This is a genomic window from Stenotrophomonas sp. HMWF023 (genome assembly GCF_003060985.1).
GTDB classification, from domain to species: Bacteria; Pseudomonadota; Gammaproteobacteria; order Xanthomonadales; family Xanthomonadaceae; genus Stenotrophomonas; species Stenotrophomonas lactitubi.
The window spans coordinates 1-1044 of record NZ_QAIJ01000297.1; the positions used below are offsets into that span (position 1 = coordinate 1).

Sequence of the window (1044 nt, forward strand, 5' to 3'; positions counted from 1 at the left end):
GTGCGGTGGTGCAGGTGACCGTCAGCATCGGCCTGGCCGACAGCCGGGTCGATCCGCGTCCGGCCGGGGTGGTCAAAGCGGCCGACCAGGCGCTGTATGCGGCCAAGGAGGAAGGTCGCAACCGCGTGTGTGCGCATGGCGGCCAGCGGGTGCTGGCCGTGCGCGGCAGCCACGCTCAGACGGCGTCGAGGTAGTACCAGCGGCCTTCGATCCGCAGGAAGCGGCTGTGCTCGGACATTTTCACCGCGCTGCCGCCACCGACGCGGTAGCGGGCGGTGAAGCGGACCTCGGCGCTGTCGGTGCCGGTAACCTGGTGGTCCTGCACGGTGAGGCCCAGCCATTGGGTGCGCTGGCCCGGGGCATCATCGAGCGACAGTTCTGCGGGACGGGTATCCGGATGCCAGGTGGCACGCAGGTAGTCCGGCAGATGGCGCACATAGGCGCTGTAACGCGAGCGCATCAGACGCTCGGCATCGGGCGCGTCGCCGCCGGCATGGAAGCGACCGCAGCAGGCGGCGTAGTCGGCGGCCAGGCCACAGGGACAGGGATCGGGGGCGGTTCGGCTCATGCGGGTATTGTCGCGTGGGCGGCGGCAATGTGACAGGCGTATGCTGTCGCGCCCTCACTTCGATCGATCGCCGTGCTGGAAATGATTCCTCCTGAGTTGTGGTGGCTGGTGGCGATCGCCTTCATTGCCGGCCTGGTCGACGCGGCCGTGGGTGGCGGCGGACTGGTGCAGCTGCCGGGCCTGTTCACGGTGCTGCCGCAGCAGACGCCGGCGATGCTGTTCGGCACCAACAAGTTCAGCTCGATGTTCGGTACCGGCGCGGCGGCGTGGCGTTATGCACGCAACGTGCGCTTCCCGTGGAAGCCGGTGTTGTTCGCCGCCGGTACGGCCTTCGTGTTCTCCTTCCTTGGCGCTACGGCGGTCAGCCTGTTGCCCAAGGATGCGGTGCGGCCACTGGTGCTGGTGCTGCTGGTGGCCATGCTGGCCTACACGTTGTGGAAGAAAGACTTCGGCGCGCTGCACCGGCCCCGCGAGAT

At 68.4% G+C, this 1044-nt stretch carries 3 protein-coding genes; 2 read left to right on the forward strand and 1 reads right to left on the reverse strand.

Annotation, left to right across the window (positions count from 1 at the left end; translation table 11 throughout):
• The coding region (locus DBR20_RS17175) for a diguanylate cyclase (RefSeq protein WP_146187043.1) at positions 1-194 on the forward strand (194 nt) is incomplete at its 5' end.
• Here DBR20_RS17175 and DBR20_RS17180 read toward each other — a convergent pair.
• Entirely contained in the window at positions 176-568 is a 393-nt protein-coding gene (locus DBR20_RS17180; RefSeq protein ID WP_108267185.1) for a YchJ family metal-binding protein, read from the reverse strand. The two genes, DBR20_RS17175 and DBR20_RS17180, sit on opposite strands and share 19 nt — an antisense overlap.
• Positions 569-640: 72 nt before the next feature.
• On the opposite strand from DBR20_RS17180, the gene DBR20_RS17185 reads away from it, so the two are divergent.
• On the forward strand, positions 641-1044 hold a 404-nt coding region (locus DBR20_RS17185; protein WP_146187044.1), incomplete at its 3' end, for a sulfite exporter TauE/SafE family protein.

Excerpts from the sequence above, each read along its gene's own strand:
- DBR20_RS17180 (WP_108267185.1), bottom strand. The coding sequence starts at position 568 with ATGAGCCGAACCGCCCCCGATCCCTGTCCCTGTGGCCTGGCCGCCGAC.